General features: G+C 64.3%; 1 protein-coding gene. It reads left to right on the forward strand.

What is annotated here, in order from left to right:
- A partial coding sequence (locus tag AC1DXK_RS31155; RefSeq protein ID WP_477299729.1) for a Gfo/Idh/MocA family protein occupies nt 1–532 on the forward strand: 532 nt, incomplete at both ends.

Consider the following 532-nt stretch of genomic DNA (forward strand, 5'->3'; position numbering starts at 1 on the left):
CGCCTACCACGTGCCGATGTCGATCAAGGCGCTCGACGCCGGCAAGCATGTTCTCTGCGAAAAGCCGATCGGCACCTCTGTCGAGGAAGGCGAGGCGCTGGCAGCGGCGGTCAAGCGCTCCGGCAAGGTGCTGCAGGTCGGCCACATGAAGCGCTTCGACCCGGCGCTGGAGGCGGCCCACGACTTCGTCCGCGACGAGATGGGCGAGGTGCTGGCGCTCAAGGCCTGGTATTGCGATTCCACCCACCGCTACACTAACACCGACGCCATTCAGCCGCTGCCCGTCACCAGCAAATTGGCGAGGAAACCCGCAGGCAATCCGAAGGCCGATCTCAGGCAATATTTCATGCTGGCGCATGGCTCGCATCTCGTCGATACCGCCCGCTTCCTCTGCGGCGAAATCACCGCCGTGCACGCGCGCCTCAACGAACGCTTCGGCGCCTATTGCTGGATCGTCGAAACCGAGTTCGCCAGCGGCGCGCTCGGCCATCTCGATCTGACAGTCGCTGTGCGCATGGACTGGCATGAAGGC

The sequence above is a fragment of the Methylobacterium sp. P3_A11 genome, assembly GCF_056403155.1.